This window comes from Streptomyces sp. NPDC031426, assembly GCF_055581585.1.
Genome location: NZ_JBVIJE010000023.1, coordinates 1 through 25442 on the forward strand (window position 1 = coordinate 1; position 25442 = coordinate 25442).

Genomic DNA, 25442 nt, shown 5'->3' on the forward strand with positions numbered 1-25442 from the left:
GGCGCATCAACACCCGCATCACCCAGCGCCTGCACCAACACCGCAGACACCGACACACCAGCAGCCTCGTCCAACGCCAGCAAAGACAGCACACCCGAGACACCCGCACCCGAAGACACCGCCGACCGCAGTACCTCGGCAACCTCATGCCGCTCCAGCCCCGCCGACAGCGTCACGGTGCACACATCCACACCCCGGGAGGACAACACCGCCGCAACGGCCCCGGCCAGACCGGCGTCCACACCCTCATCCGGCACGACCACCAGCCACCTACCGGAGACGACACCAGCCGCACGCCCGGCCACCGGCTTCCACACCACCCGGTAACGCCAGCCGTCCACCACCGACCGCTCACGCACCTGCCGCCGCCACGCCGACAACGCCGGCACGACCTCACTCAACGGCTGCTCGGCACCAACCTCCAACTCCGAAGCCAGCGACTGCACATCCCCCAGCTCCACCGCCTCCCAGAAACGCGCGTCCACCGAACCGGCTTCGACCGCAGCTGCGGAGTTGGCAGCAGGAACGGCCGGAATCTCCAGCCAGAACCGCTCCCTCTGGAACGCGTACGTCGGCAACTCCACCCGACGCGCACCCGTCCCCGCGAAATACGCCGCCCAGTCGACACCGAAGCCCCTGACCTGCACCTGGGCAACAGCCGAAACAAACGCTTCCGCCTCAGGACGGCTCCTGCGCAGCACGGGCACGAACACATACCCGTCCCCGCTCACACAGTCCTGAGCCATCGCCGACAGCACACCGTCCGGACCCAGCTCGACAAACGCCGTAACGCCCTCGGCCTCCAGCACCCGGACACCGTCCAGGAACCGCACCGCCTCCCGCACATGCCGCACCCAGAACTCCGGCGCACAGATCTCCTCGGCGCCCACCACAGAACCGGTGAGGTTCGAGACGAGCGGAATGCGGGGAGCCTGGAACTCAAGCACCTGCGCGATGCGCCGGAACTCCGCGAGCATGTCGTCCATGTGCGGCGAGTGGAACGCGTGACTGACCGTCAGGCGCTTCGTCTTCCGGCCCAGCTCCTCGAAGCGGGCCGCGATCTCCAGTACCGCGTCCTCGTCACCGGCGACCACCACGGAGGTCGGCCCGTTGACCGCCGCGATGCTCACGGCGTCGGTCAGGTACGGGGTGACCTCGTCCTCGCTCGCCTGCACCGCCACCATCGCACCACCGGACGGCAGCTCCTGCATCAAACGGCCACGCGCGGCGACCAGGGTGCAGGCGTCCTCCAGCGACAGCACACCCGCACAATGCGCCGCAGCGATCTCACCGATCGAATGACCGGAGACGAAGTCCGGGCGCACTCCCCACGACTCCAGCAGCCGGAACAGCGCCACCTCGACCGCGAACAACGCGGGCTGCGTATACGCGGTGTCGTCGATCAGCCCGGCGTCGGACGAGCCCGGCTCGGCGAACAGTACGTCGCCCAGGGGGCGTTCGAGCTGCTCGTCCAGGTACCACAGCGCGTCGTCCAGCGCGTCGGCGAAGACCGGGTACTCCTCGTACAGCTCCCGGCCCATCCCCAGCCGCTGGCTGCCCTGGCCGGTGAACAGGAACGCCAGCTTGCCGCCGGCGCGTGATCCCCTGATCGTGCCGGCGGACGAGTCGGCACTCGCCAGGGCGCTCAGCTGCCGCAGGAACTCGCCGCGGTCACCGGCGACCAGCACCGCCCGCTCGTCGAAGGCGGCACGACCGGTGGCGAGGGAGTAACCCACGTCGACGAGGTCCACGTCCTCGTCGGCCAGCAGTTGTGCGCGCAGACGGGCAGCCTGGTCCCGCAGCGCGTCCGCTGCCTTGGCGGACAGCACCCACGGCACGACCGAGGGGACACGGGCCGACGGGGTCTCGCCCCGCTCCGCCTCGGCGATCGCCGGCGGCTCCTCGAGGATGGTGTGGGCGTTGGTGCCGCTCATTCCGAAGGAGGACACGCCCGCCCGGCGCGGGCGGCCGGACTCCGGCCAGTCCTGGGCCTCGGTCAGCAGCTCGACCGCGCCGGCCGACCAGTCCACGTGCGGCGTCGGCTCGTCGACGTGCAGCGTGCCCGGCAGTACGCCGTGCCGCATCGCCATCACCATCTTGATCACACCGGCCACACCGGCGGCCGCCTGCGTGTGACCGATGTTCGACTTGATCGAGCCCAGCAGCAGCGGCCGGTCCTCGGCGCGCTCCTGGCCGTAGGTGGCCAGCAGCGCCTGCGCCTCGATCGGGTCGCCGAGCCGGGTGCCCGTTCCGTGGGCCTCGACCACGTCGACGTCCGCCGGGGAGAGCCCGGCGTTGGCCAGGGCCTGGCGGATGACGCGCTGCTGGGAGGGGCCGTTGGGGGCGGTCAGGCCGTTGCTGGCGCCGTCCTGGTTGATGGCCGATCCGCGGACGACCGCCAGCACGGGGTGGCCGTTGCGGCGGGCGTCGGAGAGCCGCTCGACCAGGAGCATGCCGACGCCTTCGCCCCAGGCGGTGCCGTCGGCGGCCGCGGCGAAGGGCTTGCAGCGGCCGTCGGGGGCGAGGCCGCGCTGCCGGCTGAAGGCGATGAAGGAGCCGGGGTTGGCCATGACGGCCACGCCGCCGGCGAGGGCGATGGAGCATTCGCCGCTGCGCAGCGCCTGGACGGCGAGGTGCAGGGCGGCCAGGGAGGAGGAGCAGGCGGTGTCGACGGTGACGGTGGGACCCTCGAAACCGAAGGTGTAGGCGATGCGGCCGGAGGCGACGCTCGCGGCGTTGCCGGTGACCAGATAGCCTTCGATGCCTTCTTCGGCCTCGTGGAGGCGGGGGCCGTAATCCTGGTTCTCCGCGCCGACGAAGACGCCTGCCTGGTGGCCGCGGAATTCACCGGGGTCGATTCCGGCGCGTTCGAACGCCTCCCAGGAGGTTTCCAGCAGCAGTCGCTGCTGGGGGTCCATTGCGAGTGCCTCGCGCGGGGAGATTCCGAAGAATCCGGGGTCGAACCGGTCGGCGTCGTGCAGGAATCCGCCTTCGCGGGCATAGCTCGTGCCGGGGTTGTCGGGGTCGGGGTCGTACAGGCCGGAAATATCCCAGCCGCGTCCGGCGGGGAATTCGGAAATCGCGTCGGTGCCGGAGAGTGCCAGCCGCCACAGGTCCTCGGGCGAGTGCACGTTTCCGGGGTAGCGGCAGCCGATTCCCACGATGGCGACGGGCTCGTCGTCCGCGGCGCCGGCGGCGTGGATGCCGGCGCCGGCGGGCTGCGGGGTCAGGCCGAGGATCTCGGTGCGCAGCAGGCGGGCCAGGGCGGCCGGTGTGGGGTGGTCGAACGCGAGGGTGACCGGCAGCTTCAGGCCGGTGGCCGCGGTGAGCCTGCTGTGCAGGTCGACGGCGGCGAGCGAGTCGAAGCCGAGGTCGAGGAAGGGGCGGTGGGGGTCGAGGGCCTGCGGGGCGTTGTCCCGCAGGGCGGCCCGCACCAGGGTGACGACCCAGTCGGTCAGCTGCTGTTCCTGCTCGGCCTCGGCCAGACCGGTGAGCCGCTCCCGCCAGGACGGCCGGTTCTCGGTCGTCCGGTCCGGCGCGTCGTTCGGACCCAGGTCCTTCACGTCGCTGTGCTCGGGCGTGAAATCCTCGGATCCACTCATCAACGCGCTCCATTACCCTGACAGACAGAATCCAACGACCATTTCACAGCCTGCCATGGGTGGGGTGCGCGAGAAACCCCTCCAAACCCCCTATGAACCCCTATCTTCGGGTGCCGGACAAGGGTTCTGCGTCGGTGCGCAACGGGAGTTCCCTGCGTTTCGCGACGATCGCCGAGGGGGGTGTTCCGGAGGTATTTCCGTTGCCTTGACGGCTTCCCGGCACCCCGCCGAGAATGCACTCGACAAGGACGAAAAGTCAAGAATACGACTGCAATTCACCAGTCAGAAGGGAGCGCGTGCTCATGCGCGTCCTGTTCGTCGCCTATCCGGCCATCGGCCATGTCTTCCCGACGGTTCCGCTTGCCTGGGCCCTGCGTGCGGCCGGTCACGAGGTGCTGGTCGCGACCGGGTGCACCGGTCTGGAAGCGGCCAACGCCGGTCTGCACGTGGCGGATGTCGCCCCGGGCCTGGACATGGAGAGCTTCTTCCAGGAAACCGTTCCGGACCTGCTGACGCGGGTGCGGAACCCGGAGGGTCCGGATCCGATCGCCGGCATCCAGCTGTTCGCCCACCTCAACGACCATCTGACCGACGCGATCGTACGCACCGCGGAGGACTTCCGCCCCGATCTGGTGGTCTACGAGCAGATCTTCGTCTCGGCGCTGATCGCCGCTCGCAAGCTGGGCGTGCCCGCCGTGCAGCACAACTTCGGTTTCGCGCGCGGGGCGGACATCCGTGCGATGACCGTCGCCCAGCTCGGCGAGACCATGCGCCGGCACGGTGTGGAGGGGGTGCCCGAGCGGGTCACGACCCTCGACATCGCGCCGCCGAGCATGGTGGAACCCGAGCCGGACGGCTGGTCGATGCGGCCGGTGCCGTACAACAGCGGTGCGGTGCTGCCGGACTGGGTGCTGCGGCGGCCGGAGCGGCCGCGCATCGGTGTCACTCTCGGCACGGCGTCGGTCCATGTCACAGGGCTGGGTCCGGTCCAGCGGCTGCTGGCCGCGGCCGAGTCGGTGGACGCGGAGTTCGTGCTGGCCCTCGGTGACGTCGACACCACTGCGCTCGGTGAACTGCCCGCGAACGTGCGGGTGGTGGGCTGGGTGCCGCTGACGATGCTGCTGCGCACCTGCGTCGGCGCGGTGCACCACGGCGGTTCGGGGACCACGCTGGCGGCGCTGAACGCCGGTGTGCCGCAGATCGTCCTGCCGGACGGCGCGGACCGTTTCGTCAACGCGGCCGCGGTGCACGAGCGCGGCGCGGGCATCAGTGCCCGGGCCGAGGACATCGACGCGCAGTTGCTGCGGCAGCTGGTGGCGGACGACAAGATGCGCGCGGTCGCGGCGGAGGTGCGGGAGGAGATCGAGGGCATGCCCACTCCCGCGCTCGTGGTGCCGCGGCTGGAGGAACTGGCCGCCGGCTGAGTCCTGCGGACACCGGAAGCGGAGGGGCGACGGGGGAGTCGCCCCTCCGGTTCCCGGGGGAGGGACAGATGGTCTGTGGGGTCAGCGGCGCCGGTGGCCGCGCCGGGGGGCGGGCTGTCGCTCCAGGAAGGGCGCGAGCAGTCCGGGTACGGCCTCTTCGGCCAGGGTCAGCCCGTCCGGCACGGCCACGTCGCGGACCTTGTAGCAGTGGTCGCCTGCCGCCGTGGCGGCTCCCAGGGTGAGCAGGCCGGCGCGCCGCTGGAAGAAGGACCGCGACACGCTCCAGCCGATGATCGCCTCGCGCTGCAGAGCGACCGTGCGGTGCGAGAAGGTGCCGTAACGGGTCACCAGATAGCGGCCGTGCAGGCCGTGGCCGAGGGTGCGGTAGGCGTCGCGGGCGAGCGTTACGGTGACCGGGAGGAGCAGCACCGCGCAGGCGGCGGCCACGTAGAGCAGCGGTGTCCACAGCAGCGCGCCGAGCACGGCGGGGACGGCGGTGATCAGCGCCGTGACGGTCAGCCCGCGATTGACGCGGCGGCGCAGGGCGACGCGCGGATGCGGCCGGAGGCGGGTGACCGTGGTGGGCGACTCGTTCTCGCCGAGTACGTCGGCCGCGACCCGGAGTGCCTCGGCGCGCGGTGCGGGGGGTGTGAGCATCCGCCGTTTGCGGTTCTCGTCCCGGTCGCCCAAGCCGCTGGCGACGGCGTTGAGCCGGGCGCCGCCCGCCCAGCGCAGCAGCATGGTCTCGCTGAGCTCCACTCCGCGCAACCGGCGTTCCTCGATGGTGACGGACCGGGTGACGAGCAGTCCGCGCAGCACTCGGAGGGTGCCGGGGTCCTCCCGCTCGAGGCGGTATCCGTACCAGCCCTCGGTGAAGGTGGCGGTGGAGCCGATCATGCCGAGGACGACGAGGATCAGCACGGTGACCAGGATTCCGAACCACAGCGGGACGGACCCGTAGCGGTGCTCGATGTCCTTGACGAAGCCGAGTTCGAGCGGGTCGATGCGCATCTCGTGCAGCGTGCGGTAGACGGTGCCGACGCCGAGCAGGACACCGCCGACGCCCCAGATGGTCAGGGGCGCGTAGCGGATCCAGGACCAGTCCAGGTCGGCGATGGTCGCGTCGTGTTCGTCGGCGACGTGTCCACGCACCATGTCACGGCGGCTGAGCAGCCGTTGCCTCAGTTCGGCGCCCTGTGCCCGGCTGACGCCGTCGAGGGAGAGCCGTCGGCTGGAGGCGGAGGTCTGGTCGCCGGTGCCGATACGGACCGAGGTGAGTCCGAACAGGCGGTGGACCGGGTTGGCGGTCAGGTCGACGCCGCGGATCCGGTCGAGCCGGACGGAGCGGTGGCTGCGGAAGAGCAGTCCCGAGCGCAGTTCGATCTTCTCGTCGGTGATGCGGTAACGGGTCGTCAGGAACCGCATCAGACCGATGCCGGTGATCACCAGGGCGGTGATCGCCAGGGAGCCGAGAGTGATCAGTGCCTGCAGGTTCAAGGTCCCGCCGGAGACCAGCAGGGTGCCGGCGCAGGACGCGACCGGCGCGGCCAGGACGCTCAGGTGGACCAGGATCAGGCGGGCGTTGAGCCGCTGCCAGGAGTCGGCCGGTTCCATGGCCGCCGTGCGGTCCACCGCGGTCTGCTGGGTCATGTGGCGTCTCCGGGCGCGGCCTGCGCGTACTTGGTGAGGTGCTCGACGACGTCGGTGGCGACCCGCTGGTCGAGCCCCTTGATCTTCACCGCTCCGGCGCTGGAGGCGGTGGTCACCGTCACGCCGGACAGTCCGAACATCTGCTGGATCGGTCCGCGCAGGATGTCGACGGTCTGGACCCGGGCGAGCGGGACCACGCGCCAGCGCTGCCACAGCCAGCCCGAGGCCGCGTAGACGGCTTCGTCGGTGGTCTCCCAGCGGTGCACCCGGTAGCGCCAGGCCGGCATGATCGCCATGTAGGCCAGGCCGGGGACCAGCGTCGCCGCCAGGCACCAGCCGAACCAGGTGCGGGCCGGCGGGATGAAGAGGTAGAGCACCGCGAACACGATCGGCAGGGGCAGTGCGAAGATCGACGACTGCGTGGTCCACCAGGCGATGGCCCGGCGCTCGACGCGATTGCGCGGCGGCCGGAGCCTCACGTCATCCATGTCTTTCTGCTTCCAGTCCGGGAGGGGCGGCCGGCCGTTGGGCGGCGGTCACCGCGTGGCGGTGTCGGCGCGCTGTTCGGGCCGGCTGGGGACGGTGGTTTCGGCGCCCTCTGCGTTCAGCCGGCGGCGACGGGCCAGCAGGACTCCGGTGCGGGCCAGCACCATGGCGAGCGACATGAACACGAAGGCGTTGGCGTAGACGTCCTGCCCGCTGAGCTTGTAGTCGATGCTGAACTTGATGATGCCCTGGGGGAACCAGTGTTCCGTGCCGTAGGCGAACAGCACGCGGCTGCTGGACAAGACGATCCAGAGCACAGCGTATCCGATGCCTCCGCGGGTGTAGATCTCGCCCGAGGCCTCACGGTGAGCGGGGAGGAGTGCTCCGGCGATCAGGCCGCAGATGGCGCCCACTCCGATACCGGCGAGCTGCAGCGACACGTCGTTCCCGGCCGTCGGCAGCGAGTGCACGAACAGCGCGATGACGATGGCGACCGCGAGGAGCGAGCGCAGCATGCGCATGTTGGTGACTTTCCTGCGCCCCAGGTCGGTGGCGAGAATGATGGTGAGGATCGTCGCGCTGGCGATGAGCGCAGTGAGGAACGGGCTCATGTGAGGTGTGGCCTTTCGTGGTGGCGCTCATCTGCCTGCGCCGTTGCATCCCAACGTAGGCCGGGGTGGTGCGTCGCCGGGACGACCGACCGGTTGAACCGGCTGTCCACCGACCGGTGGACACGGCGGGGGGCCGCAGGTGGTACGACTTGTGCTGTGCGCACTCACACCCAGGTGAACGTGGCGGAGCGACGTGGCGGCCGGCCGCCCGAGGCGGGCAACCGGTGGTTCGCCCTGTGGGACGGCTACTTCGCCATCAGCTACGCCGTGACCACTGTGCTGCTGTTCACCACCAGCGGTGACCAGGCCTACCGGGCCATGGCGATCGGCGCCCTGACGCTGGGCGTGCCGTGGTACGCGGCGCTCGGCCGTGGCCTGATGGTGCACAACACGGGCCACCGGAGCTTCGGCCCGCGCAATGTGGTCTTCGGGGTCGGTCTGTTCCTGCTGTTCACGGTCGCCACCGCGTGCGACATCGCCGCGTCGTTCGCGTTGTTCGCCGTGGTGCCCATGCTGATGATGGCGCTGTCCACCACCCCGGCGATCGCGGTGGTGCTGCTGGCCAACCTGGTGCCGGTGACGGTGGTGTGGCTGACCGGCGGGCAGATCGGCGCGGTGCTGCCCATCTCGCTGCTGGGCATCGCGCTGTCGGTGTTGCAGGGGCTGTGGATCACCCGGGTGGTGCGGCAGAGCAGGGAACGCGCCGAGCTGATCGAGGAGTTGCGGCAAAGCCGCGAGCAGTTGGCTCAGCTGTCCCGCGAGGCGGGGATCGCCGCGGAGCGCGAGCGGCTGGCCCGGGAGATTCACGACACGCTGGCTCAGGGGCTGACCAGCATCATCAGTCTGGTGCAGGCCGCGGAGTCGGAGGTGGCCGAGTTGCCCGAGCTGGCCTGCAGGCATCTGGAGTTGGCCGGGCGGGTGGCGAAGGACAGTCTGGTGGAGGCGAGGGAGTTCGTCGCCGCGCTGACGCCTCCCTCGCTGCGCGAGAGTTCGCTGGCGCAGGCGGTCCAGCGGCAGGCGGACAACCTGGTGGCGCAGACCGGGCTGACGGTGCGGTGCCGTGTGGAGGGTCCGGAGGTGCCGCTGCCGATGGCGGTCGGCGTGGTCCTGCTGCGCACGGTGCAGGAGGCCTTCGCGAATGTGCGCAAGCACGCCTCGCGGGCCCGGTGCGTGGACGTGGTGCTGAGCTATGCGCCGGACAGGGTGGGGCTGCTGGTCCGTGACGACGGTGAGGGTTTCGAAGTGCGCCTGGACGACAAGGGTTTCGGGCTGAGCGGCATGCGGGCACGGGTGCAGGAGATCAACGGGGAGGCCACCGTCAGGAGCCGGCCCGGCCGGGGCACGGCCATCGAGGTGACGGTCCCGTTGGCGGCTGCCGGGGAGCTCGCCGATGAGCGATGAGAAGGCGGACGGCAAGAAGATGACGAAGCACACCGAGCCGGCGGCCGGGGGCGGCCTGCGGGTCCTGCTCGCCGACGACCATCCGGTGGTACGGGAGGGACTGTGCGCCATCCTGGAATCCGCGGACGGCATCAGCGTCGTCGGTCAGGCCGGCTCCGGGGAGGAGGCGGTCGCGCTCACGGCCCGGCTGGAACCCGACATCGTGCTGCTGGACCTGCGGATGGGCGGCATGGACGGGGTGGCCGCCACCGGGCACATCCTGCGCCAGTGCCCGCGCACCAAGGTCGTCATCGTCACCACGTACGAGAGTGACGCGGACATCCTGCGCGCGGTGGAGGCGGGTGCCGCCGGGTATCTGCTCAAGGGCAGCAGCCGGGCGGAGCTGATCAACGCGGTGCTGGCCGCCGCCCGGGGTGAGACCGTGCTGACGCCGTCGCTGGCGGGCAAGCTGGTCCGGGCCCGGACGGTGGACGTCCCGCAACTGTCGGAGCGCGAGTGCGATGTGCTGCGCCTGGTCAGCCAGGGACTGACGAACGCGGAGATCGGGCGGAAGCTGTTCATCGGCGAGGCGACCGTGAAGACCCACCTGCTGCGGGCCTACCGGAAGCTGGACGTGACCGACCGGACCGCCGCCGCCGTCACCGCGTTCGAGCGCGGGCTGTTGTGACGGCGGCGAGGTCCTGGAACGGCCGGCCCCGGCGGTGGGCCGCATGGCCCGGGCGGGGGTCAGGCGATACCGGCGAGACTGCTGTCGGAGAGCTTGGACGGCAGGTCACGGCGCCGTTTTACGTTCAACTTCCGGTAGATGCGGGTCAGATGCTGCTCCACGGTGCTCACCGTGACGTAGAGCTTGGTGGCGATCTCCCGGTTGGTGTGCCCGTGTGCGGCGAGGACGGCGACGCGCGACTCGGCCTCGGTGAGGGCCTCGGCCTCGCGCGAGATGTCACCGTCGCGGCCGCCGGCCGGATCGGCGTCGGCGTCGCCCGGCATCAGCTCCTGGCACAGCGGTTCCGCGCCGCAGGCCTTGGCCACGTGCCACGCCTTGCGGACCAGCAGCCGGGCCCGGTTGAAGTCGCCGAGCGACCGGTAGCTGTTGCCCAGTTCGCCCAGGGCAGCGGCCAGGTGCAGCCGGTCGTCGCTGTTCTCCAGGATCTCCACGGACTCGTTGAGCAGCTGCAGCCGGCGCTTGACCTCCACGGTGCGGGCCAGGACGAGGAGCTGGGCGCCTCGGGTACGGCTGGGGGCCGCACCGCCGCGGCGAGGCTGCCGTTCGGCCAGGGCACGGGCTCGCTCCGGTTCGCCGAGGGCCAGCCACGCCTCGGCGGCGTCGACGCGCCAGGGCACGAGTTCCGGGGCGTCGAGTCCCCACTTCTCCATCAGCCTGCCGCAGGTCAGGAAGTTCTCCACGGCGGCGTGGTAGCGGCCGGTGGCCAGATGGCAGCGGCCCCTGGCGCGGATGTACTGCAGGCCCAGCAGGGTGTCGAACAGCGCTTCGGGCACGGGCTGCTCCAGCAGGACCACGGCCTCGTCGTGCCGGCCCATGCCGACTTCCGCCTGGATCAGCGTGCTGAGCGGGAGCGCGATGCCGATGCCCCAGCTCTGCAGCGAGATCAGCGACAGGGCGGCGCGGGCGTGGTGCGCGGCGCCGGGGAGGTCGCCCTGGCGCAGCGCGATGTCGCCCCGTACCGCGGACAGCAGCGCCTGCCAGCCGGGCGCGCGCCGCGTGGAGCACTCGCCGAGCAGCCGCTCGCACCAGGCCAGCGCCAGGTCGGCCCGGTCGGCGTAGATGAGCGCCAGGAGCGAGAAGACCAGCGGCTGCAGGGAGTTGTCGCTGATGCGGTGCCGCTGCAGCAGGCGCTGGGCCTCGGCGACAGCGTTGTCGCCGAGGGTGCCGGTCAGTGCGGCCGAGATGGCCGAGGCGGCCAGAGCGTGGGCGTCATCGACGGTGCCGCAGCCGCCGGGGCCCGCGTCCCGGCGCGGTTCGGCTTCCGGGAGAACCGGTTCCAGCGAGGGGCTGATCATCGTCAGCCAGCGGCGCGCGGACTCCAGGGCGGCCGCCTGGTGCGCGGGCGGCTGCTCCGAGCCCTGGGACAGGGCGTGCACCACGTCACTCGCCTGGCCGAGCCGTCCGGACCATCCGAGGTAGGACACCGACGTGGCGAGGTCACCTCCGGGCAGCCGCTCCGGGTCGAGTTCGGCCGTCAGCTGCGGCAGATGGGCCTCGGCGGCTGCGGGGTTGAGCCGCCACACCAGGCTGACGAGCCGGGCCTTGATCGCCGTCCGCGTCACGCGGTCCCGGCAGGCCTGGTGGGCCAGTTCCAGACAGCGCAGCGCCACCTCGATGTCGTCGTCGATCAGTGCGTACTCGGCCGCCTCCTGCAGGACCGGGATCATGCCGGGGTCGACGTCCTGCCGACCGCACAGCAGGTGCTGGGCCACCTCCAGGGCCGAGGCGCCGTCGCGGTGCAGGAGGGCCGCGGCCCGCTGGTGCAGCGACGCGAGGGTCTGGGGCGGCGTGACCTCCAGAACGGCGGCGCGGGCCGACGGATCGCGGAAGGCTCCGCCGTGGAGCACCGCGCACCGGACGAGGTCCTGCACACCCTGCTCCGCCTGCTGGGCCTGGATGCCGAGGACCTGGCCGAGCAGGGTGGGCGAGCCGGCGTCGCCGAGCACGGCGACGCCCCGGGCGACGATCAGCATGTCCGGCTCGCCGCGGTGCAGACAGTCCCGCACGGCCTGGGCGTACTTGTCGGCCGGTACGACGCGCTGGAAGGGTTCGTTGCGATCGGCGGTGCCCTGGCAGTCCTCGAGCAGCGCACGCAGCAGCAGCGGGTTGCCGCCGGTCATGGCGTGGAACTCCGGGGCCAGCCGGGCGGCCAGCGCGGGAACGAAGTGGCCGGCGATGACGCCCGCGGTGCCCTGCGGGGACAGCATGCCGACGTGGATGCGGCTGCAGTGCGGCTGGCGCAGTAGTTCGGCGTGGAACACGAGCTGTTCCTGGCGCAGCCGGGTGGCCTCGGTGAGCACGATCAGGATGTGCGCCTGCCGTATTCGCCGGGCCAGATAGAGGAGAAATTGCAAAGATTCTTCGTCGGAGCAGTGGACATCGTCGATCGCGATGACGATCGGATGTTCATGGGCGAGTTGCAGAAGGGCCCAGGCGGCATAGGGCATGGGCCGCATTCGGTCACGCTGGCTCGTTTCGTGTGCGGCCTCGTCCATCAGTCGCAGCGCCTCGGCGCGGACTTCGGGGGCCATTGACGTGTGGTCAAAAATCTTTCTCAGGATGCCGAAGGGCAAAGCGCTTTCGGCGCGAGAAGCAGTCGCGTCGAGCAGTATCGCGCCCTCGTCGATCGCCTGCTCGGTAAAGGCTTGCAGTAGTTCGGTCTTGCCACTGGCGACCGGGCCGCTGAGCAGGGCGACGCGGCCCCGTCCGGTGCCGGCGCTGAGCAACTGCTCGTTCAGTGCGCTCAGGTGGCTCTCTCGTTCGACCAACTTCGATGACAAGGTCATTTTTATCCCCCGAAAACCGCTGTCCGCCCGAATCACTGAGTGGGGCAGGACGCGGCGGTGGTGTGCTGAAGAGCGGTGACTTCTGGGGCGGCGGAATGCATGCGAATCGGGCATCGCGGGCCTGATCGCAGCCGGGGGACCGCTGGTCAGCGCGGTCCCCCGGGGTCAGGTAAGGGAAGCGCCCGCGCTGGGAAGGGAGGTGCTGAGCGTTTCCGAGACGATCTTCAGGATCTCTTCCTGGTGGTTCGCCAGGAAGAAATGACCGCCCGAGAACACACGCAGGTCGAAGGCCCCGGTGGTGTGACCGCGCCACGCCTCGGCTTCCTCCAGGCTGGTCCTGGGGTCGTTGTCGCCGGTCAGCACGGTGATTGGGGCGCTCACCGTGAGCCCGGGAGCGGCGCGGTAGTTCTCGATCGCGGTGTAGTCGCTGCGGATCGCGGGCAGCACCATCCGCAGGATCTCCTCGTCGCCGAGGATCTGGGCGTCCGTTCCGCTCAGCAGCCGCATCTCCTCGACGATTCCGTCGTCGTCACGCCGGTGGACGTTTTCGTCACGGTACCGTGAAGGGGCCCGGCGGCCCGAGGCGAACACGGCGAGAGGCACGAGGCCGAGGTCCCGTTCCAGACGCCTGGTCACCTCGAAAGCAAGCACTGCTCCCATGCTGTGCCCGAACAGCGCCACCGGGCGGTCCAGCCACGGCTTCAGCTCGGCCGCGATCGCGTCCGCGTATTCACCGATGTCCTCGACGGCCGGATCCATGCGGCGATCCTGTCGTCCCGGGTACTGCACCGAGACGACATCCACCTCGGGAGACAGCGCGCGTGACATCGGGAAGTAGAAGGGTGCCGACCCGCCGGCGTGCGGGAGGCATACGAGACGCACTCCGCTCTCCGCAGCGGGGTGGAAACGGCGTATCCATCGGCTGGGGTCCTGGAATTCACCCACTGCACCAAAACTCTTTCCTGAGATTGTCTGTCAGCGACAAGGACGACCCTCCTGTGCCGGTCTCGAACACGGTCATCGCTGCCGAATCTTTTCCGGCACTTCCTGCCGTCGCCTCGACCAATCCATGTCTAGCAGAGGGCTTGATCTAGGGGGTACCCCTAGGTTTGGAGCCGCGCTCCGCGGGAACCGACCGGGGCACTGGGGCTACTGGTGGTTCCATTTGGCGACCCGTGTTCGATGTAGCGTTACTCACACCCCTGTCGGCTCGATGCACGCCTGCCGGACGAGCGCGGTGACGCGTTCCAGTGTCGGTTCCCGGAGAATTTCGGGCAGCCTGGCCATGAAGGCCTCCTCGGCGGCGGTGTCGAGCAGTTCGCGGCCCACGCCGGCGAGCATCGCCAGGAGCGACAACGAGTCACCGCCCAGTCGGTGGAAGTCGGACTGCCCGTCCAGCCGGGACCGTTCGACCCCGAGCGTGCGCGCCCATGTCTCGGCCACCGCCTCCGCGACCGGGTCGGCGGGGAAGGCCGCGTGCGGGGCGTGCACGCTGCCGTCGGGCTCGCCCCCGAGCGGGTCCGGCAGGGCCCGTACGTCCACCTTGCCGCTGACCGTGTACGGCAGTTCGGGCACCACGACCAGGGCGGCGGGAATCATGTGGGCCGGCAGCCGCTCGGCCAGGTACCCCCTCAACTCCCCAGTACCGACTGCTTCGTTCACCAGCAGGTAGCCGTACAGTGCCTTGCCCGTGTGGCCCGCCGCCGCTCGCGCAACCACCACGGCCCGGTCCACCGCCGGGTGCTCCTCCAGCGCCCGCGCCACCTCGGCCGGCTCCACCCGATGACCACGTATCTTGACCTGGTCGTCGATGCGCCCGACGAACTGCAGCTCTCCTGACGGCAGGACGCGGGCCAGATCGCCGGTGCGGTAGACGCGGGTGCCGTCGGCCAGGCTGGGGAAGCGTTCCCGGTCGAGGTCGGGCCGGCCGAGGTAACCGCGGGCCAGCTGGGCACCGCCGAGATACATCTCGCCCACCTCGCCGGGTGCGACGAACCGCCGCTCGGCGTCGAGCAGGAACACCGTGGTGTTGTCCGCGGGCAGGCCGATGGGTACGACCGTCCCCTCGAGGTCGGTCTCCTCGTCGTAGGTGTGCGCGGTGCAACCGATGGTGGCCTCGGTCGGCCCGTACAGGTTGATGATCCGGCACTTCGGCCCGAACATCTCCTGGGCCCGGGCGGCGACCTCCACGCGCAGTTGCTCACCCACCACGACCACGCTGCGGTAACCGTCCGGCGCGATGTCCAGCCCGCCGATCAGGTCGAGGTGGGAGGGGGTCAGGTTCAGCATGTTGGCCCGCGTCCCGGTCAACAGGCGGCGCAGCGACAGGTGATGGGGGTCGTCCCGCATCAGCACCACCTCGCCGCCCGTCAGCAGCGGCAGGAAGACGGAGGTGCCGGAGACGTCGAAGGAGGGGGAGGTGAGCAGCGGCAGGCAGGTGTCGGCGTCGACGCCGAACTCGCGGGTGGCCCAGTGCACGTAGTTGAGCAGATTGCGGTGCTCGATCTGCACCCCCTTGGGCCGGCCGGTCGACCCGGAGGTGTAGATGACGTAGGCAAGGTCGCCGGGGTGGGTCTCCGCGTCATCCGGCCGCGGGTCGTCCGCCGGGGCACCGCCTGCGGCGAGGGCGTCCAGCGGCAGCGTGCGGCAGCCGACCGGGAAGCAGTTGCGCTCCTGATGGGGGGCCTCGGCCAGGCACAGGGTGCTGCCCGCGTCCGTCAGCAGCTCGGACAGGCGCCTGTCCGGGTGTCGCACGTCCAGCGGGAGATAGCAGGCGCCCGCCCTCAGGACGCCCCACAGGCCGGCGATCGACGCCACCGTGCGGCCGGCGAGCAGTCCGACCACCGTGCCGGGCCCCGCGCCCAGGCGGCGCAGCTCGGCCGCGACCGCGTCGGCGCGACGGCTGAGCTCCAGGTAACTCACCTCGCCCTCCGGGCCGCTCAGTGCGGTGCGGTACGGCGTGCGCTCGACCTGCTCGCGGAAGAGCCGTACCACCGAATCCTCGCCGGGCAGCGGCTGTTGCGGGCGGTTGCCGGCCCAACGGCGGTGCGCCCGGGGCGAGAGCGCCTCCTCGACGGTGTCCAGCAGCGTGTCGGCCCGGGCCGCGACGTCAGGACCGTCGTACCAGCTCACGGTGATCTCCGTGCGGCCGGGAAGTTCCACGAGGCCGATCTCGGGCGGGCCGCCGGGAGTCATGCCGCCCAGCGCGTAGACCGCGGTGGCCCGGAATCCGTCGGCGCTGAAGTCGTCGGGGTCGACGGCGCCCAGGTGCGAGACGCAGGCCCGACCGCTGTACCGGTCCGCGTCGGCGGCGGCGCGGTCGAGGTGAGCGATGCCCTCGCGCAGCACCGGCAGCGGCAGCTCCATGATCGCCGGATCGGTTCCGCCCGCCAGGTCCCGGTGGTCCGCCAGGGCGGCCAGCAGCCGGCTCTGCACCTGCTCCCAGCCGTCACCCGCACCCACCTCCAGGTCGACGGCGTGAGAGAGGACGGCGGTGGACCGCAGGTCCGGCAGGTGACGGCGCAGATCCACCGGGATGTGGAACCGGCCCGGGCCATGGGCGGCCGCGACGGCCGCCGCCACCTTGGAAGTGGCCGCGAGATGGGTGCCGTCAACGGTGCGGCGGCGCCACAACAGGCCCCCGTGCTCCCGCGGTCGGGGACCGAGCGGCGAGCGGAACGACAGTGCGCGGTCGGTGGCGCGGGGCGGTTCGCCGTCCGGGTGCAACCGCCGCAGCAACTCCTCGACGCCGTCGTCGGCAGCACCCATCGGGTCCTCGCCGCGCAGCGCACGGAAGACGTCGCGCGCCCACATCAGCAGGCCGCGGCCGTCCATCACGGCGTGGTCGGCACGGAACACCACGGTGGCCGGGCTGCCGGGCACCAACAGCACCTCGCCGGTCGCGGTCAGCTCGTCGAAGGGCTCTCGCAGCGCCGGAGCGTCGAGCCGTGCCGGGTCGAGGGAGCCGGCCTCCAGCACGCGTACGGCGGGGGCCACGCCGCCGTCCACCCAGCGATCTTCGTGCCGGACCAGCCGGACCCCGCGATGCACGCGGGCCGCCGCGGCGACCGCCGCCGTCAGCCGCCTCGGCGAGATCGTCCCGTCGCCCTCGACGAGGTGATGCATCACCCGCAGCTCGGGCTCGATGCCGAGAAAGGCCCACTCCAGCGGAGCCACTTTCCTCACGAAAGATGCCAACTCAATCACTTCTCCCCCATTCGACGGCGCCGGATGCGCACGGCGAAGGCGCCCCGCCCGCCCAGGACAGACGCGAGGTGTTCTCCATACATCCACGTCTAGGCCATCACCGCAGCCACGACAGCCCCTAGCGCCCGCCGTTTCCCGCACCTGCCACCCCTGTGATCCCCTGTGGAGGCGCCTCACACCCGAACGCAGCCTTCGGCGCCCCTTCCCCCTGCCGGTCCCCCTTCCCGGGGGCGGCTGCAGCCCGTTGACAGCCGCTCACCCCGTTCCTACAGTCAGCCTGGCCGTGCCCTCCGCCGGGGTCATCGCCACCGCCACGTACGACAGCGGCAAGGCGTCGGCCGAGCGGATCCTGCGCACCGGCCGGCTCGACGGCCCGGCCCGGCCCGGCGCGAGCGGCACGCGGCCCGGCGCCGACCGTGCCCCGAAAGCGACCGCCTCCGCCGCCGCCCTGGCCGGCACCGCACAGCCCGGCGCCTACACCGGCAAGGGCTTCGACACATGCGCCGCCCCGAGCACCTCCACGATGAACGCCTGGGGAGCCTCCCCCTACCGGGCCGTGAGCGTGTACATCGGCGGCAACACCCGCGCCTGCGCCCAGCCTTCTCTCACCTCGTCATGACTGAGCCCCGTGACCGGCAACGGCTGGCACCTGATCCCGACGTACGTCGGCTCGCAGGCGCCCTGCACCTCCTTCGGCCACACGGTCTCCACCGATCCGGCCACCGCCCGCAGCCAGGGCACCGCGGAGGCCGACGACGCCGTCGCCCAGGCGCAGGCGCTCGGGATCCCGGCCGGCAGCGTCCTCTACAACGACATGGAGGGCTACGACAACACCAACTCCTCCTGCAGCACCGGCGTCCTGAACTACCTCTCCGCCTGGACTGGCGAACTGCACGCGCGCGGCTACCGCTCCGGTTTCCACTCCAGCGCCGGCTCCGGCATGCGCTACCTGGCCGCCCAGTACACCACCGGCGCCTACACCTTGCCGGACCACCTCTGGTTCGCCTGGTGGAACGGCGTCGCCGACACCGACGCCGGCACCTACGTGCCCGCCGCCGACTGGGCCGGCCACCAGCGCATCCACCAGTACTTCGGCGGGACCGACGAGACCTGGGGCGGCGTCACCGTCAACATCGACGGCGACTACCTCGACGTCGACGGCGGAGGCAGCGTTCCCCCGCAGTCGGCCAAGTCCTGAGTGGGCACCTTCGCCACCGCGCCGGTGTGCGCCTCGCCGACCGGCACCGCCCGGACCGGCACCCTGAACGCGGGCACCAACCACGTCTACTGCAAGATGCGGGGCCGTCAGATCGGTGAAGCCACGAGCTACGACCACTGGTGGCTCAAGACCGACCCCGGCGCCGGACCGGCGGCCCAGTACGTCGCCGCCTACTACCTCACCCGCTGGGGCAACGACGAGGCCAAGGACAACAACGGCACCTTCATCCCCGACTGCTGACCACCGCCTGCCCCGGCGGGCCACCAGTGATCGCCGGAGCAGGCGGAAGAGTGACATCCATCACAGCGGTCTCGGCATCTAGGCCTCCCGCATAGTAGATGCGGCTCCGATGACATAGGGCATTTGTCCGGCTTGCCGTCCGCGCGAACGGTTCGTCGGGCCAGGACGCGACGCCCGCTCGGCGCCTCCCCCTATCCGCCCGATCTGCCTCTTTTCTGACGGGGCACCAGACATCAGCAAACGTCGCGGAAGCGAACCCGACATCTCTTCGCTCGGCTGACAAGAGCCCTCTGGGCCTACTAGGCGCGGTAGTGGAAGCCGCCCTTTGCGCTCCTTGTGAAGCCCTCCCGAAAATGAGCGCCCCGGCATCCACGAACGAGGTTGACGAATGGCCAAGCATCGCAAGACGCAGCACTACCGGCGCATAGTCGTCGCCGCCGTCGCCATCGGAGCCGTGGGCGTGCCCTCCGTCGCCCTGGCCTGCTCCGACTGGCCGCACGGCGGAACGGACCAGGCGGACGTCGCGGCGACGAGCACGTCCCCGCAGCCGGAGCACCACGGTCACCGGCACCACCACCATCACCACCGCAACGGCCACCACCACACCGGCACCCCGCCGGCCACCGCGTCCCCCACGCACCGGCCCACCGCGCAGCCGAGCAGCAGCACGCACAAGCCCCAGCCGACCGCTGCGCCCAGCACCCCCGCGGCCCCCAAGCCCACCGCCACGCCGAGCACCCCGAAGGCCACCCCCACCGCCTCCTCGGCCACCGCGCGCGTCGTGCAGCTCGTCAACGCCGAGCGCGCCAAGGTCGGTTGCCATCCCCTGACCGTGAACGCGGAGCTGACCAAGGCGGCGCAGGCCCACAGCGCGGACATGGCGGCCCACCAGAACATGTCGCACACCGGGTCCGACGGATCGTCCCCCGGTGACCGCATCACGCGGGCCGGCTACAGCTGGAGCGCCTACGGCGAGAACGTCGCCTACGGGTACGCCACCCCGGAGCAGGTCATGACGGGCTGGATGAACAGCCCCGGACACCGGGCCAACATCCTCAACTGCTCGTACAAGGAGATCGGAGTCGGTCTCGCCCAGCCGGGCAGCTACTGGACGCAGGACTTCGGCACCGCCCGGTAGCCCCATCGCCCGGTAGGCCCACCGCAGATCAGCCGCCCGCCAGCGGGTTCGGCAGCGGCAGGTAGCGGGCGTCCGCGCCGTCCGCGCCGGTCCAGCGCAGCAGCAGGTTGGTCTTGCCGGGCAGCGTGGGCGAGCCGAGCAGCGCGGGGATCTCGGGCAGATCGTGCCGGGCGAACTCGCGGCGGACGGCGGGCCAGGGGTCGAGTGCGGGACGGTGTTCGGCGAGGGCGGCGGCGACCTCGGTGAGATGGTTGACGACCAGGCAGTACACCAGCCGCTCCCACCCCGCCGCCCGGGTCACGTCCGGCAGCAGCTTCGCACCCTCGGCGTCCCGGTACAGCACCTGGACGGGCATACCGGCCGCGTCCACGGCGACGAGGGTGTTCTGCAGATGGGCCTCCAGGACGACCCCATGGTCGTCGAACGCCGTGAGGGCGGGCGGCACGACCTGGCGCAGATAGGCTTCCCACCAGGCCGCCGGGTCGGCCGCGGTGGCCGGCGGACTGCCGTCGAAGCCCTCGGCGAGCCCGGCGGCGAGCAGCGGAGTGGTGCCCGGCAGCAGATGGCCGCGCAGGCCGTCCCGGACCAGGACGGCGAGTTCCTCGAAGGCGAAGGAGGCCGTGCGGTAGCCGCGGTCGCTCAGCCAGGCGGCGGGCGGTCCCATGGCCGCGAAGGCGTGCCGGGCGGCCATGTCCGTGCGGCGCAGCTTTCGCAGGTCGTGGCGCCACAGCCGGCGGATGTCGTTGGTGATGCGGACGTCCAGGCTGAACTTCAGGAACAGGTCGCGCCGGGGCTCGTACACCGTGCGGATCGCCGCCGTCGGCCAGGTGTCGAAGGCGGTCGTGCCGAGACGGAGCAGGCGGCCGTCGGCGAAGGCCTCCGTCAGCTCGCTGCCCACCAGGTCCAGCTGCCAGGGGTGGGCCGGCAGCAGCCGGTAGCCGGGCGGGACCGGGCCGAGCGCGTCCAGGGCGCTGGTGTCGCCCTCCTCGGCCACCTGGTCCTCGCGGACGCCGAGCAGCACCAGTGGGAAGCGGGCGTGCGCCTCGGGGGCGTACGGCAGCCAGGAGGCGACCGGGCCGCCGCCGCGCGCCTTGGGCGCCGGGTGGTACGGGTGGCCGGTGATCAGGGACTGCTCGGAGCGCAGATACGGGTCCGCGGGCGCCGCGGCCCGGGCGCGGGCGGTGAGCAGGGCCGCGACCGCGTCCCGGCTGTCGATCATCTCGGCGGGCAGGTCGCCGCCCGGCAGCCCGGTGTGCCGGCGCAGCTCCTCGGCGACCAGTTTGACCAGCTCGGTGTGGCCCACCCGGTGCCAGGTCCCGGCCGCGCACACCTCCGGGTCTGCGGGGCGCCGGCCGGCCCGCACGCGCAGCAGCCGCCCACTCGGCAGCCGGTGGACCCGTGGGTCACCGGGGTGGCCGAGCGGCTCGGCCACCTCGCGCAGCAGGCAGTTCAGCAGGGGCGCGGCCGCGTAGGCGTCGGCCAGGCGGCCGACGGATCCGGTGGGGTCTGTGAGGTCCACGCGATCCATTCGTTTCGTCCGGGGTGGTCGCGATCAGCCGGGGTGGTCGCGATCAGTATGTCTGTCGTCGCCGACAATCATCCTCCGTGCCGCGTGTACCCGAGGAGCCGACCGTGCACCGTCCCCCCACCGCCGAGACCCGGGTCGCCGAGGAGCTGGCCGCCGTCCGGCCCGGTCTGCTGCCCCGGTTCACGGCGGAGCTGCCGGGCGCCCGGGCCGCGGTGCTGACCCGGCTGTGGCGGGCGCTGGCCCATGAGCCGCTGCCGTGGGTCACCGGCCGGGTGCACGGCGCCCACAGCCTCGCGCTGCGGCTCGCCGACGGCCGGACGCTGTACGGGCCGCACGCGGACCCGTACGCCACGAGCGCGTACGTCACCGGCGTCCGCCTGGACCGGGAGCGCCAGGTGGATCCGGCCGGGCTGATGACCGCCCTCGGGGTGCCGCACGGTGCCGCGTTCGCGGCCGAACTGGACGGCAGCGTCGCCTCGTTGGCGCTGTCACGGGCCGACGCGGATCACCCGAAGGAGTGGCCGGTGGGGGTCCCCCCGGCCGCAGGGTGGGGGAGGGACTGGGAGTGGGAGCAGCGGGTGACCGACGGGCATCCGTACCACCCGGGCTGCCGTTCCCGGCCCGGTTTCTCGGTGGCGGACGAGCTGGCGTACGGCCCGGAGCACCGGCCCGTCGTGGGGCTCGGGACGGTGCCGGTGCCGGCGGACGGGTGCCTGGTGACCGGCAACTGGCCGCAGGAGCTGCGGGACGGCGAACGGCTGCTGCTGCCGGTGCACCCGTGGCAGGCGGACCACGTCATCAAGCGGTCGTACACCCCCTGGCGCCCGGCCCGCCCCCTGCTCTCCCTGCGCACCCTCGCGCTGCCGGACGGCGCGCATGTGAAGACCGCGCTCAGCGCCCGGCTGACGTCCTCCGTGCGGGACATCTCCCGCTATTCGATCGAGGCCGCCGCGCCCCTGTCCGCACTCGGCGAGGAGCTGGCCGCCCGCACCGACGGCCTGCTGCACATCACCCGCACGCTGGCCGCGGTCTCGGCCCACTCCCCCGACCTGGCCGCGCTGCTGCGGGAGTCGCCCGAGGTGTACGCCGGTCCGGGCGAGCGGGTGGTCCCCGTGGCCGCGCTCGCCACGACCGACCTGCCCGGCTCCCCCGCCTGGCTGGCCGCGTTCACCCGGCTGGCGCTGACCGTGGGGCTGCGCCTCCTCGACCTCGGCGTGGCCCTGGAGGCGCACGGCCAGAACCTGCTGGTGATCCTGGCGGCCGACGGCACCCCGCTACGGCTCGTCTACCGCGACCTGGCCGACATCCGGATCAGCCCGGCCCGCCTGGCCCGGCACGGCATCACCCCGCCGCCGCTCACCGGCCGGCTGATCACCGACGACGAAACGGCCCTGCGCCGCAAGCTGTTCGGCTCCCTGGTGGCGGGCGCCCTGGCCGGTACGGCGGGTTCGGGCCCGGCACTGGGAGCGGCCCTGTCGGCCGCCGTACCGGACCTGCCGGACACCCCCGATCTGCGCGCCCTGCGCGAAGGGCCGCTGCCGGCGAAGGCGCTGACCCTGATGCGGCTGTCCCCGCAGACCCCGGGCGACCAGTGGACCTCCCTGCCGAACCCGCTCGTTTTGGAGCCCGGCGCGTCTGATCAATAGGATCCGGCGATGATCACAAGACAACGGCTGGCGGCGGGCGTCTGTGCTCTCCTCGCCGCCCTGGCGGCCGGGATCGCGTTCCCCGGCGGAGCCGTCGCCGATGAGACGGAGCAGCCCGCTCCCAAGGTCGAACTGGTGCTGGACGTCAGCGGTTCCATGCGGACGCGGGACATCGACGGCGACTCGCGGATGGCCGCGGCGAAGCAGGCGTTCAACGACGTGCTGGACGCCACCCCGCAGGAGGTCCAGCTCGGCATCCGCACCCTGGGCGCCAACTACCGCGGCAACGACCGCAAGGAGGGCTGCAAGGACACCGCGCAGCTCTACCCGGTCGGCCCGCTGAACCGGACCGACGCCAAGACGGCGGTGGCCACGCTGCAGCCCACCGGCTGGACGCCGATCGGGCCCGCGCTGCTGAAGGCGGCGGACGACCTGAACGGCGGTACCGGCACCCGCCGTATCGTCCTGATCAGCGACGGCGAGGACACCTGCCAGCCGCTCGACCCCTGCGAGGTCGCCCGCGAGATAGCGGCCAAGGGCATCGGTCTGACCATCGACACCCTCGGTCTGGTACCCGACGCCAAGACCCGCGACCAGCTCAGCTGCATCGCGGACGCGACCGGCGGCACATACACCGACGTACGGCACAAGCAGCAACTGTCCAGCCGGGTCGGACAGTTGGTGGACCGAGCGGCCGATCCGGTCGTGACGCCGGTGGCCACCCAGGGGGCCGCGCAGTGTGCGGCGGCGCCGACGCTGAAGTCCGGGCTGTACACGGACCGTGAGGAGTTCGGGCAGCAGCGCTGGTACAAGGTGGACGTCGACCCGGGCAAGGAGCTGCGCGCCTCGGTGAGCGTGGCCGACGACCGCGCCGTGAACCCGGACTACGGGGTGCTGCTGCGGGCGGTGACCGTGCACGGACGGGAGATCGTGCGCGGCGAGGCCGCGGGTGACGGCCGTACGGACGTGATCTCGACGGGTCTGCGGTACCCGAAGCCGGAGAGCGACGACGACAAGGCGACGGCGGAGACGGTGTGCCTCCAGGTCACCAACTCCTTCTCGGCCGCGGCGGGCGTGAAGACCACGCCCGGCCTGCCGCTCGAACTGACCGTCGATGTCGTGGACGGGCCGTCGGGGCACCATGACGTGGCCTCCTTCGGCCTCGGGCGCGGCTGGTGGCTGCTGGGCGCGCTGGTGCTGGTCGGCTTCCTCGCCGGTCTGCTGTGGGGCTGGCTGTCGCGCTGGCGGGTCTCGGTCTGGAGGACGAACTGATGCGGATCACACATGTGCTGGGTGCCGCGCTGCTGGCACTCGGGATGGCGGCCGGGCCGGCCGCGGCCGACTCCTCCCCGTCTCCCAGTGCCTCCGCCGACGGGACGGCACCCACCCAGGCGGGCACGTCCTTCCGCACGGCGACGGAGATCGAGCAGGGGCAGCGGGCCACGGCGTCCGGTTCGACGGGTGACTACCTGTACTGGTCGTTCCCCGCGGACACCGGGCAGCGGCCCACCGTCAAGGCGACGGTCAAGCTGCCCGCCACGCACGGGGCGCAGACCTGGCAGATCGACGTGTACGACGGGCTGCGGCGCCGGCAGGCCTGTCAGTACGGCGCGGCGAGCCGTACGGCCGAGCAGGACGCGTCCTCCGTCGAGCTGGCCTGCGTCCTGCGGACCGTGCGCGGCTGGTCGGAGCCCTGGGCCAACGACCCGCTGCCGGGCACGTACTACATCCGGCTGACCGTGGTGGACCTCGGCTCCGCCGACCTGGGCAAGCCGGTCGGCGTCGAGGTCCGCGCCGACGCCAAGGACATCGGCGGCGCGGCGGCGGTGGACGGCTCGCTGGGCAAGCCGCTGGTTCCCGGCATCGCCGTCAAGTCGCAGCACAGCGGGGGTGGTTCGAAGGCCGCGGTGCTCTCCAGCTTCGGCTCCGGCGACGGCTGGTCCTCCGGCTGGTGGTCCGACCGGTGGGTGTGGACCGCGATCGGGGGCGTGCTCGCGGCTCTCGCCGGTATCGGCGGGTATGCGTTGACGCGGGGGTCCGGTCGGCCGTCGCGGGTGCCGACCGACGTGTGACCCGATGTGCTCGAAGGCCCGCCTCCGGCGGGCCTTCGCCTTTCCGTCCTCACATCTCCCGCAGCGCCTTGGCCAGTGTGCCGTCCCCCGTCACCGTCACGCGTCGCGCCCGTACGGCGTCGGCAAGACCCAACTCCCCCCGGGCCACGGCCTCGCAGGTGGCCGCGTCCATGGTGAGGCGGGCGTCGGGCTCGCCGGGCGCGGGCCCGTCGCCGTACACCGGCCCCTCCTCCGCGCCGACCCGCAGATGGAAGTCCCCTTCCTCCAGCCGGACTTCGACCAGGCCCTCGCCGTGCAGACCCCGCAGCAGCGGCAAGGCGAACCAGTGGGCGCGGACCGCGTCGGTCGGCCGCCGCTCTCCCAGGTCTGCCTCGCCCCACCGACCGAGCACCTGGAGCACCGGCAGCAACTCGCGTCCGCGTCCCGTGAGTTCGTACACGTAGGCCGCGCCGGGAGGAGGCAGCTTCCGGCGGGTCGTGAGGCCGTCGCGCTCCATGTCCTTCAGCCGGGAGGCGAGTACGTCCGTGCTCACGCCGGGCAGGTCCGCGTGCAGGTCCGTGTAGCGGCGGGGGCCGGCCAGCAGTTCGCGGACGATCAGCAGGGTCCAGCGGTCGCCGACGAGATCGAGGGCGCGGGCTGCGGAGCAGTACTGGTCGTAGCTTCGGCGTGGTGACATGCGACGCAGTCTAGACAAGATGTTGGACTT

General features: G+C 71.7%; 19 protein-coding genes. 10 read left to right on the top strand and 9 right to left on the bottom strand.

Translation table 11 applies throughout. The features are described 5' to 3' along the window. A partial coding sequence (locus ACZ5NH_RS33890; RefSeq protein WP_468780763.1) for a type I polyketide synthase occupies positions 1-3605 on the bottom strand: 3605 nt, incomplete at its 3' end. Positions 3606-3904: 299 nt separating this feature from the next. On the opposite strand from ACZ5NH_RS33890, the gene ACZ5NH_RS33895 reads away from it, so the two are divergent. Beyond that, the gene (locus tag ACZ5NH_RS33895; protein WP_450983984.1) at positions 3905-5026 is read left to right on the top strand and encodes a nucleotide disphospho-sugar-binding domain-containing protein; all 1122 of its coding nucleotides are present in this window, start codon (positions 3905-3907) and stop codon (positions 5024-5026) included. Between the two features lie 81 nt (positions 5027-5107). Here ACZ5NH_RS33895 and ACZ5NH_RS33900 read toward each other — a convergent pair whose 3' ends face one another. The 3 genes from ACZ5NH_RS33900 to ACZ5NH_RS33910 are packed head-to-tail and all read right to left on the bottom strand — an operon-like array spanning position 5108 to position 7773. Continuing rightward, positions 5108-6676, bottom strand: a complete 1569-nt coding sequence (locus tag ACZ5NH_RS33900) for a PH domain-containing protein (RefSeq protein ID WP_468780766.1) — start codon at positions 6674-6676, stop codon at positions 5108-5110. Beyond that, a complete protein-coding gene (locus ACZ5NH_RS33905) occupies positions 6673-7164 on the bottom strand; it encodes a PH domain-containing protein (RefSeq protein ID WP_228616055.1) in 492 nt (163 codons plus the stop codon). Before ACZ5NH_RS33905 ends, ACZ5NH_RS33900 begins: the two co-directional genes overlap by 4 nt. Positions 7165-7212: 48 nt before the next feature. Next, complete coding sequence (locus ACZ5NH_RS33910) at positions 7213-7773, bottom strand: hypothetical protein (protein ID WP_388623914.1); 561 nt, start codon at positions 7771-7773, stop codon at positions 7213-7215. A gap of 156 nt (positions 7774-7929) precedes the next feature. Between ACZ5NH_RS33910 and ACZ5NH_RS33915 the strand changes: the two genes are divergently transcribed. Continuing rightward, complete coding sequence (locus tag ACZ5NH_RS33915; protein ID WP_385313551.1) at positions 7930-9174, top strand: sensor histidine kinase; 1245 nt, start codon at positions 7930-7932, stop codon at positions 9172-9174. 19 nt (positions 9175-9193) lie between these two features. Next, entirely contained in the window at positions 9194-9841 is a 648-nt protein-coding gene (locus tag ACZ5NH_RS33920; RefSeq protein ID WP_468780895.1) for a response regulator, read from the top strand. 59 nt (positions 9842-9900) lie between these two features. On the opposite strand, the gene ACZ5NH_RS33925 is transcribed toward ACZ5NH_RS33920, so the two are convergent. From ACZ5NH_RS33925 to ACZ5NH_RS33935, 3 genes are all read right to left on the bottom strand, one after another. Beyond that, a complete protein-coding gene (locus ACZ5NH_RS33925) occupies positions 9901-12687 on the bottom strand; it encodes a helix-turn-helix transcriptional regulator (RefSeq protein ID WP_468780769.1) in 2787 nt (928 codons plus the stop codon). 165 nt (positions 12688-12852) lie between these two features. After that, on the bottom strand, positions 12853-13632 hold the full coding sequence (locus ACZ5NH_RS33930) for a thioesterase II family protein (RefSeq protein ID WP_388623923.1): 780 nt from the start codon (positions 13630-13632) through the stop codon (positions 12853-12855). Positions 13633-13881: 249 nt separating this feature from the next. After that, entirely contained in the window at positions 13882-16863 is a 2982-nt protein-coding gene (locus ACZ5NH_RS33935; protein WP_468780771.1) for a non-ribosomal peptide synthetase, read from the bottom strand. Positions 16864-17176: 313 nt separating this feature from the next. Here ACZ5NH_RS33935 and ACZ5NH_RS33940 point away from each other — a divergent pair, with 313 nt between their 5' ends. From ACZ5NH_RS33940 to ACZ5NH_RS33955, 4 genes are all read left to right on the top strand, one after another. Next, positions 17177-17512 (top strand): hypothetical protein, encoded by a 336-nt coding sequence (locus ACZ5NH_RS33940; RefSeq protein ID WP_468780773.1) that lies wholly within the window; start codon positions 17177-17179, stop codon positions 17510-17512. 9 nt (positions 17513-17521) lie between these two features. Then, a complete protein-coding gene (locus ACZ5NH_RS33945) occupies positions 17522-18091 on the top strand; it encodes a DUF1906 domain-containing protein (RefSeq protein ID WP_468780775.1) in 570 nt (189 codons plus the stop codon). After that, the gene (locus ACZ5NH_RS33950) at positions 18092-18352 is read left to right on the top strand and encodes a hypothetical protein (protein ID WP_468780777.1); all 261 of its coding nucleotides are present in this window, start codon (positions 18092-18094) and stop codon (positions 18350-18352) included. Positions 18353-18740: 388 nt separating this feature from the next. Further along, positions 18741-19490 (top strand): CAP domain-containing protein, encoded by a 750-nt coding sequence (locus ACZ5NH_RS33955; protein ID WP_468780779.1) that lies wholly within the window; start codon positions 18741-18743, stop codon positions 19488-19490. 28 nt (positions 19491-19518) lie between these two features. Here the strand turns inward: ACZ5NH_RS33955 and ACZ5NH_RS33960 are convergent, their stop codons facing one another. After that, positions 19519-21018, bottom strand: a complete 1500-nt coding sequence (locus ACZ5NH_RS33960; protein WP_468780781.1) for an IucA/IucC family protein — start codon at positions 21016-21018, stop codon at positions 19519-19521. A 104-nt stretch (positions 21019-21122) separates the two neighbouring features. Here ACZ5NH_RS33960 and ACZ5NH_RS33965 point away from each other — a divergent pair, with 104 nt between their 5' ends. Genes ACZ5NH_RS33965 through ACZ5NH_RS33975 form a run of 3 tightly spaced genes read left to right on the top strand, consistent with a single transcriptional unit; the run spans position 21123 to position 24736 of the window. Then, positions 21123-22664: an IucA/IucC family protein gene (locus ACZ5NH_RS33965; protein ID WP_468780782.1), complete on the top strand. Its 1542-nt coding sequence runs from the start codon at positions 21123-21125 to the stop codon at positions 22662-22664. Positions 22665-22673: 9 nt separating this feature from the next. Then, positions 22674-23936, top strand: coding sequence for a VWA domain-containing protein (locus tag ACZ5NH_RS33970; protein ID WP_468780784.1), 1263 nt, complete (start codon positions 22674-22676; stop codon positions 23934-23936). Further along, positions 23936-24736, top strand: a complete 801-nt coding sequence (locus ACZ5NH_RS33975) for a hypothetical protein (RefSeq protein WP_468780786.1) — start codon at positions 23936-23938, stop codon at positions 24734-24736. The genes ACZ5NH_RS33970 and ACZ5NH_RS33975 overlap by 1 nt, the downstream gene beginning before the upstream one ends. A 49-nt stretch (positions 24737-24785) precedes the next feature. Here the strand turns inward: ACZ5NH_RS33975 and ACZ5NH_RS33980 are convergent, their stop codons facing one another. Beyond that, positions 24786-25412 carry a winged helix-turn-helix transcriptional regulator gene (locus ACZ5NH_RS33980; protein ID WP_468780788.1) on the bottom strand — a complete coding sequence of 209 codons (627 nt, stop codon included), beginning with the start codon at positions 25410-25412 and terminating at the stop codon, positions 24786-24788. Positions 25413-25442 lie beyond the last annotated feature (30 nt).